The sequence below is a fragment of the Litorivivens sp. genome (genome assembly GCF_057445395.1).
In genome coordinates this window covers 1-8,641 of the sequence record NZ_JBVBUV010000110.1, presented here as the reverse complement: position 1 = coordinate 8,641, position 8,641 = coordinate 1, and the positions used below count along the sequence as shown (strand labels likewise).

The following is an 8,641-nucleotide window of genomic DNA, read 5'->3' as shown; positions in this document are numbered from 1 at the left end:
CTACCCAGCAGAACAGCGCATGACGGAACTAAAACAGCATATCGCCAGCCTGATTTTGGTGGCGTAAGAAACTTGCCAGATGAAGTGACATAAAGACTAAACCTTCGGGCTTTTGGACTGCCAAATGCTCTCTCGCAGCATTTGCGGTTTTGCACGTGTTAACAGTGCCACTCAATGTGTTTGGCAAGAACGAGCCTGGCATCCAGTACTTTATTCGGGCGGTTCGTGAAGCCAGCCCTACCGGAAGTAGGGCAAGCCGGCACCGGATGGCGTTATACCAGTCCCATTAACTCAACGATGCCGTGGCGGTGCCCAGCTGTATAGCCGCCGTCGACGGCCAGGCTCTGACCTGTCACGAACGAGGCATCATCCGATGCGAGAAACAGGGCTGCTCCCGCAATTTCCTCAGGTTTGCCCAGCCGACCTACTTTGGTTTCCCGAATTACATCGGCTTTGAATTCTGGCATGGAGTCCATAATGCCGTTGAGCATCGGTGTATCGATAAAGCCAGGGCAGATGGCATTGCAGCGAATGCCCATGCGGCCATAATCAATAGACACGTTTTTGGTCAGTAGAATCACTCCGCCTTTTGAGGCGTTGTAGGCGCTGCCGCCCTCGGTGCCATTGATACCTTCCACGCTGGATACGGTTATGATGCTGCCACTGCGCTGGGCCATCATGGTATCCAGAACTGATTTGATCGACAGGAAGGTGCCTTTCAAGTTGATATCTATCACCCGATCCCAGGCCGCAGTATCGATCATGCTTACCGGACCACCGTCGCCCACACCTGCGGCCGTGACCAAGATGTCGATCCGACCATGTTTGTCTACGGCCTGTTTGGCAACTGCGATCTGGGCATCGCTGTCGGTGACATCCAGCGTGTTGAACCAGCTGTCGGGAGAGGCGTCGCTCACTCGCTGCCAGTTTTTTGGTTCGTTCAGGTCGGTGCCGATGACGACGGCGCCTTCTTGTGCAAAGCGTTCTGCGCAGGCCAGCCCAATACCTGAGGCCGCGCCGGTTATGATGGCCACTTTCCCTTTCAGACGCATAGTTTTTCCTTTTTATGAGTTCAATGGTGGATCGTTATAGTGCGGTGCTATCCTCAATCAGGCCCAGCATCAACTTGCCTGCTTCGGTATAGATTTTTTCACTGATAAAAGCGTGCTGGGTGCCGGTATACATGTCGCGGAAGGCGCGCTCAAGACGGCTGCCTTCGCGAATGGCAGTAGTTCCTGCGGCAAGGTGTGCCCATTGCACAATTTCGCGGCTGGCGTCGGTAGCGAAGTTAGCGGCAATACGCATATCAGCTCGCATCTGTGGAGAGAGTTCTTCGCCGGCAGCAATGCGTTCTTCCATTTCTGTGTAGATATTCAGTACGCCGGCGCGGGCAGCACGCCATTGTCCCTCGTGAAGTGATAGATCTTTCTGGAAGGTGAGTTTGTGAGCAACGGAGCTGTCGTCGCCCATACGCACTTTGCTGATGGCAAGTTCTCGCACATCGTCGATGGCGCTGCGCGCAATACCCAATGCCCAGGCTGCGTGGCCACACCCAGTCAGGGGCATCAAACCGAACTTGTACAGGCTGCCACCGCGCTGGGGGCTGCGAGTAAACAATGGGTAGGTGTGACTTTCGGGCACAAAGACCTCGGTGAGTTCATAGTTGTAGCTGCCGCTCCCCTTCAGACCTTGTACAAACCAGCCGTCGGTAAACTTTACCTGTTCGCGCGGTACCACGGCGACAAGCATTTGCGGCATTGTTTCGTCGGCCATGATCATTTCGCCGTTTTCCATTGGCAAAAACCCGGCGCATACATACTCGGAATGCCCGGTCCCGCTACCGAACTGCCAGGCGCCCGTGACCTTGTAGCCGCCCTCAACTTTTTCGCCGGTGCCATTCGGAAAAAACTGGCCGCCCATGGTTACGCGATTGTCGTTGGCAGAAAATATCTGCTTAAAACCTTCATCGGGCAAGTAGGCCGCGGCAAAGCATGCGGAGGGTAAGTTTGCGATGCCGATCCAGCCGAACGAGCCATCCTGCCGTGCCATTTCGATCCAGGTTTCAATCAGTTCCGAAAAGTTCGGCTCGTGACCGCCTGCTGCCGCAGGATTCATAAATTGCATCAGGCCCGAGTCCCAAAGGGCATTGACCAACGGTTCCGTCAAAGTGCGTTTCTGTTCGGAGGGTCCGGCTTCTGCCAGCACGATGTCTTCAATGGCGCGTGCCATGCTCAATCCGTCGGTGGCGGTTGCTGTATTCATTCGAAAACTCCTGTTGGGTCGCTAAACGCGGTGACATTGACGTTATTGTTGGTGTTCGCCCTCACTCCGGTCAGGGTGGGGTGGTCGACTGACTTTACATCGTTACAATACGCTCGTATAGTGAAAATTCTGTAGGAATCCTTCTCTTGAGATTCGGGCAGGCTAGAGCTGTTGATTTAAAGCAGGGTGTTTTTTAACGCTCCCATACCCATAAAAATGATTGCGAATTTGACATGACCAACATCTTAACGCTCCAACAGATCACTGATCAGGCCGTTGGCGGCAAGGCCTCGGGTCTGGCTGAACTGACTCGGCATGGGCTCAATGTGCCGCCGGCATTCGTCATCGTGTCGGCTAGTGCCGAGCACTTCCCTGAGAATCTGGAAGCGCACTATGAGTCCATTGGCGGCGGCAAGGTGGCGGTTCGCTCGTCGGCAATTGGTGAAGACGGTGAGGACAGCTCTTTTGCCGGACAATACGAAACCATTTTGAATGTTGAGGGCGTTGATGCGCTGAAAGCAGCAATTGCACAATGCGTTAATTCTCTGGGTAGTGCGCAGGCTACCGCCTATAAGGCCGAACACGCCAACCTCGGTGAGGTGGATATGTGTGTGGTTGTGCAACGCATGGTGGATGCCCGTTCAGCGGGTGTGCTGTTTACCGCAGATCCTGTTAGCGGGCGTCATGATCGATTGATTATCGATGCGGTCAGGGGGCTTGGTGAGGCATTGGTCAGTGGTGAGGTTACTCCGGATCACTATGAGCTGGACCGCGATAACTGCGTGGTGCGCCGCGAACTCACCGGCGAACAACCCATTCTCTCTGACGCTCAGGTTCAGGCGCTGGCATCGGGTGCCCGTGACGCCGCCGGTAGTCTGGCGCCGCTGCTCGATATGGAGTGGGCTATTGATGCCAGTGGGGAATTGTTCTGGTTGCAGGCGCGCCCGATTACAACCCTTGGCTCAGACCTGAATGAACTCGATACGCCGATTCCAGACGATCACGTGATCACCCGCTGCAACGTGGGGGAGATGATGCCCGGGGCGGTGTGTCCTCTGACTTTTTCTGTGCAGGGTCGAGCCATTGAACATGGCATGCAACATATGCATGTATGCTACGCAAACCGTCCCGCCATCAATCAGGAGTGGACGCAGATTAATCTGTTCTTCGGCCACATGTTTATCAACATGACCGGAGGTTTGCAGTCCTCGCGCTATGTGTCGATCAATACCGTCGAGAGTATGGGGCAGAGCCTGTGTGGGCGACCTGTGCCGGAATTGAAACCATTGAAAGACGTCGCGCCGTTCTGGCGTCGCTGGTATGGCACCTGGCAATTTGCGCGGTACGTCATGAAGTCGCAGAAAGTGCTCACCGAATTCGAAAGCCGTTTCAAGCACGCATATATCCCCTACGCCAACGACAGCCGTTCCATGATGGACGCCATTCACGCCTACTTTCCGTGGATTTGCGAGACCAATGAAGTGCACCTGCGCTCGTCGGCTTTTTCCGGGGTGATGGAAGGGATTATTCAAAGTTTTGTGACGGGCGGCAGTCAGCCACCGGATGCGGATCAGCAGGCCGAAGCGGCACGCCTGCTGGCCGGTGCCAGTGACGTGGAAAGCGCCGTTATGGTCGATCGTCTCGACGATGTGGTGGATCTGATTGCCGAACACCCGGATGCGGTAAATGCGTTTCAGAAAGTTGATGCCAGTCAGGCATTGCAGTGGCTGCAGAGTGATGCCGCCGGGGCGGCCCGAATGCGCTTTGAAGAATTTCTGGCCGCACACGGGCATCGTTCCATCCGCGAATTGTGTCTGCGTGAAGCGGGCTGGGCTGATGAGCCGGAAAAACTGATTGTCACCATGCAGGCATCGCTTGCTGCGCGACTTCAGGGGACCGCCACTCAGCGCCATGTGGCAAAGGTCGATACCAGTGGCCTCTCGCGAGGTCTCAAGTTCATGTTGCCGATTGCGCACAACGCGATACGGCGCCGTGAACACACCAAATCGCTGTTGGTGATGGTGACGCATCGCTTGAAACGGGGTTATCGCCACCTGGCAAAACTGCTGGTGGAAGAGGGGCACTTGCCAGACCCGGATCTAGTGTTCTTTTTTACTCACGACGAATTGCGTGGTTTTGTCGCCAACCCGAACAGCGAGTGGGTTACCCGTGCGGAGAAGCGGCGCCTTGCGCTGTCCTTCCATGAGAAAATGGAATTTGATGACATCTATGTCGGCAAGCCAGAGCCACTGGTCTGGGAGCCACCGAAAGATGCAGCCGAGGGTGAGCTGATCGGGCGCCCAGTCAGCCGTGGCGTGGTTGAAGGCACGGCTCGCGTTGCGCTGACCATTCAGGAAGCGGCCGAATTGCAGCCGGGAGAAATACTGATAGCCCCGATTACAGATATTGGTTGGACGCCTTACTTCAGTCTGATAGCCGGATTAGCCACTGATGTAGGATCTGCGGTTTCGCACGGTGCGGTAATTGCCCGGGAGTATGGTTTGCCCGCCATCGTTAATTTGCGACAGGCGACGCGACTGTTTAAGACTGGCGATCGTGTGAGGCTGGATGCAGACAAAGGTGTGTTGAGTCGTCTGTAAGTTGTCAAAGCGCGCTACCCCGATATTGGTGTAGCGCGACAAGTATTTCCCCGCTCAGCAGTTGTCTTGTGGCGCTACCACTTTATTGCGCACCAACAGGGCCCAGATCATTACGCCAAAGGCAATCAGGCCGAAAAACACAAAGGGCCCGGATTCGCGCCAGCTGTCGAACAGCTGTCCGCCAACCTTGGCGGCCACCAGAATGCCAATGGCGCCGCACAGATTAAAGAAGCCATTCACCGCGCCGCGAATCGCCACCGGCGCCTGCTGCGACAGCAGTACCCCGCTGGTAATAATACAAGCCACTTCACCCATACCAATCAGAATCGCGCAGACGATCATGCCGGCGCTGAACGGGTCGGTGACAAAGTAGGTTCCGCCGTAACCCAGAAAGGAAATAAACAGTGCCAGTGCTACTGCGCTGACGCGGTTCATTTTGTCCGACAGGATGCCAAAAAAAGGCGCGCTGAGCAGCGTCATGGTTTGGGCTATGCCGACAATCATACCCGCACGAGCCAGCGCGTCGGCGCGGGACAAGCCCATTTCGCTGGTACCGTAGTTGGCAATCCAAAGTGTAAAAAAAGTGCCAACAATGGCGAGGTTGCCGCGTGAGACAAAGGCCGCGCCATAGGAAAGCGCGATGCCGGGGTCTTTCGCTGCCATTAAACCCTTGCGGGTGATTTCCCAAAAACTTTCATTTTCCGTGCTGACTTTCTGCGGCGTTTTCTTCAGCCCCAGCCACATCCACAGGGCAAAAACACCTGCTAAGACAGTTACAATGGCGTAGGTGGCGAGACCGGCAGTCTGGCTGTCCATGCCTTGTGCCTGAAAGATGGACGGTAGGCGCAGCAGCAGGAATACGGTAATCAGGGCGCCAATGCCGTTGGCCATGCCAAGGAAGCCTGTGGCTTTACCGCGGCTGGAGTCTTCGGTGTAGTCCGCCATGATGGCAAATATCATGCAGCTGAAGGCTGCTACACCAACGCCAAACAGTACCCGGTATACCAGTAGTTCGGTATAGGTTTTGGCAAAAGGGTAGAGCGCGACAGCCACGGCCATAATGGCAAAGCTTATCGCCATCACCGGCCGGCGGCCGATCTTGTCAGACAGAGAACCCCAGACACCGACCGCCAGAATGATGGCGATTTCACCCCAGAACGCGATATTGCCGCTGACCACGCCCTGCTGTTCCTGCGGGATGTTCAGAAATTCAGACAGCAAATAAGGCTGCATTTGCGGCATAAAAGTGGATAGCAGGATGCCTGCCATACAGGCTACATAGAAAGTGCTCATATGAGAGCGCTGAACGCCGGGCAATAGCTGAACGCCCAGCAATCGGTTGCCTACAGAGGTAGTCATCGGGTTGGGTTCTCCCTTAAACGTTTATTCAGACGCAGGCTGCCAATAAAGAACAGGCCTTGCGCTACAGCGTTAATACTTTCTTCTATCCACTGCAGGGCAGCGGTTTGCTCGGGTATACGTGCCAGCCCGCTCAGAGAGAGTGTGCCGACAAAACTTAATATATAAAGAACACTGATAATACGATCTTTCGTTTCCCAACCTGCCCGGGCCAACATAAAAATGACGATGGTATTGGCAAGTGTTACGACAGTAAGCAGCCAGAAGAACCATAGGCGCTGTTCCGGATTGGTTAGGAAAATAGTCAAAGCTACCAGCGGAGGGATACAGGTTATGGCTATGGGTATACGTAATCTAACGGATTGACTGTGCCGAATAAGTAGCGCAAAGCTAAGCAGGGTGAATCCGGGTGCCATCAGAATGAATAGGCTGTTATTCATCCAAACGATATGTTCCCCAGTGCTTGCGACAATCAATTTCCAGCTCGCTTTCAGCAGGCCGCCGCTGATGATCAGGCCTGCCCCGATGACGGCGAGCTTTCTAACTGTCGGAAATTTAAAGATTTCCGACTGACAAAGCCAGTACATGCCCAACGCGGTAAAAGCTATGGGAACGTAGTCAAAAAGGGCCAGCGCTATGGTGTAGTCCTTCATGGTTCCTGGTTCTTCTGATGCTGTTCTGAGAAGACAGTATGCCGCCTTGTTGACTTAAAAGCTATAATGATATTAGATTATAACAAATGGTGGTGGTTCGGCCTGGAACGCAGGTTGCCAGCTACTAAGTGTGCCAGGGGGAGGGCACTGGAGTTGGCTTAGTGCCAATGGTTGTTTTAGAAGCATTTTGTGCGGGAAAACACTATGAATTTTAGAAAGAAATCGGTCTGGTTACTTTCCAGTATCGTTAGTCTCCAGCTCTCGGGCACAGCAGTACAGGCGCAGCAGGCTCAGGCACCTAAGGTTGCAAGGGTGGACAAATCTTTGGAGGAGATAGTTGTAACCGCGCGTAAACGTGAGGAATCCATTCAGGATATTCCGGTATCTGTTACACCCTTTACGGCAGACTCACTTGAACGACGAGGCTTTACTGGGCTGGATGACATTGCGGCAGCGACCCCTGGCTTCACTTATGAGGGTTTTATCACGGGTGGTAACCACGGTAATGCGGTTATCCGGGGCCTGGCACAGCAGTTTACAACCTCGAGAATACAGAACGTTTCATTCTTTATTGACGGGGTTTATCTGCAACGTCAGAGCATGCTTAATCTCGGCATGATTGATATGGAGCGCGTTGAGGTAATCAAAGGTCCTCAAAATGCACTATTTGGGCGCAACGCATTTGCCGGTGCGGTGAATTACATTACGGCAAAGCCAAAAGCCGAGCCCGAAGCCTATATTGCGGTCACTGTGGGTGATAATGAGCGGCAGGATGTGAAAGCGAGCTTTAATGGTCCGATAGCATTGGACGGCCGGCTGCTTGCTAAGGCCACTTTTGGTTTTTCAGAATATGATGGTCACACCAAGAATGATCATCCGATGGCAGATGCCGATCCGACAGGGCCATCCACGACGGGCAATCTCGGTGGTTGGGATGATGAGATATACAGCCTTATGCTCGCTTACGAGCCGACTGATTCGCTCATGCTTCGCACCAGCTATTACAAAAATAACGCAGAGAAAGAAACGGGCGCGGGCTACAGTATTTCCGGTGTGAATGCGGCGCGATTTGGTTTGCGTCTAGATAATCAGCTCGATTTGAACTGTAACTGGAGAACCGTCAACGATATCGGTAATCCCTCTCCAACCGCTGCACACTCTGGATATTCTGCCTGGTGTGGGGAGCTGCCAACGACTGCAGCCGGCGCCGAAGGCCCACGGACGCAAGACGGCATTCTTATCGACCCTAGAGGTATTGGTCAGGTTGCGACAACTGAAGTAATAACCTTTACGGCTGACTACGAACTCAATGAAGGCTGGACCGCCCACTACCTTTTTGGATACGCCGATCACGAGACATATTCAACTGGCGGTCCCGGCGGTGAGGACCCCTTGGTTGGTCGCGGTATTGCCGCTGATTTTGCCTTAAATGCGGCAAATAATCAGGACCCTAACGGTTACAAGTACGCAAATACTTTCAGTGGTCGTCCGAACTCTGTGTTGGAGTCCTTCTCCCACGAACTGCGCTTTGATTTCGACAGTGGCGACCGCTACCGAATGAGTCTAGGTGCGTACTACTCGAAAACCGAAGATCGCGAGCATTCAACGGTATTCATTAGCGACGTGTGTTCTCCTTTCACGGAAGAGCAGCGTCAAAATTGTTCAGAGCCGATGTCTACGCCGTCTTCAGCGGTGCCAGATCCAGGTCGCTTGACGACCGGTATTGTTTACGATCAGGTTACTCGGCAGCACGCCAACACTCGACTG

At 53.9% G+C, this 8,641-nt stretch carries 6 protein-coding genes; 2 read left to right on the top strand and 4 right to left on the bottom strand.

Going from position 1 to position 8,641, the window contains the following annotated elements:
- Window positions 1-272 precede the first annotated feature (272 nt).
- Entirely contained in the window at window positions 273-1,052 is a 780-nt protein-coding gene (locus AC222A_RS18185) for an SDR family NAD(P)-dependent oxidoreductase (protein ID WP_486775392.1), read from the bottom strand.
- A 34-nt stretch (window positions 1,053-1,086) separates the two neighbouring features.
- Window positions 1,087-2,262, bottom strand: a complete 1,176-nt coding sequence (locus tag AC222A_RS18180) for an acyl-CoA dehydrogenase family protein (RefSeq protein WP_372748849.1) — start codon at window positions 2,260-2,262, stop codon at window positions 1,087-1,089.
- 233 nt (window positions 2,263-2,495) lie between these two features.
- Between AC222A_RS18180 and AC222A_RS18175 the strand changes: the two genes are divergently transcribed.
- Complete coding sequence (locus AC222A_RS18175) at window positions 2,496-4,862, top strand: PEP/pyruvate-binding domain-containing protein (RefSeq protein WP_486775391.1); 2,367 nt, start codon at window positions 2,496-2,498, stop codon at window positions 4,860-4,862.
- A 54-nt stretch (window positions 4,863-4,916) separates the two neighbouring features.
- On the opposite strand, the gene AC222A_RS18170 is transcribed toward AC222A_RS18175, so the two are convergent.
- Together AC222A_RS18170 and AC222A_RS18165 are read right to left on the bottom strand one after the other, a co-directional pair.
- Window positions 4,917-6,221: an MFS transporter gene (locus tag AC222A_RS18170; protein ID WP_372798748.1), complete on the bottom strand. Its 1,305-nt coding sequence runs from the start codon at window positions 6,219-6,221 to the stop codon at window positions 4,917-4,919.
- Window positions 6,218-6,874: a hypothetical protein gene (locus AC222A_RS18165; protein ID WP_372758681.1), complete on the bottom strand. Its 657-nt coding sequence runs from the start codon at window positions 6,872-6,874 to the stop codon at window positions 6,218-6,220. The genes AC222A_RS18170 and AC222A_RS18165 overlap by 4 nt, the downstream gene beginning before the upstream one ends.
- A gap of 204 nt (window positions 6,875-7,078) precedes the next feature.
- Between AC222A_RS18165 and AC222A_RS18160 the strand changes: the two genes are divergently transcribed.
- The coding region (locus AC222A_RS18160) for a TonB-dependent receptor plug domain-containing protein (protein WP_486775390.1) at window positions 7,079-8,641 on the top strand (1,563 nt) is incomplete at its 3' end.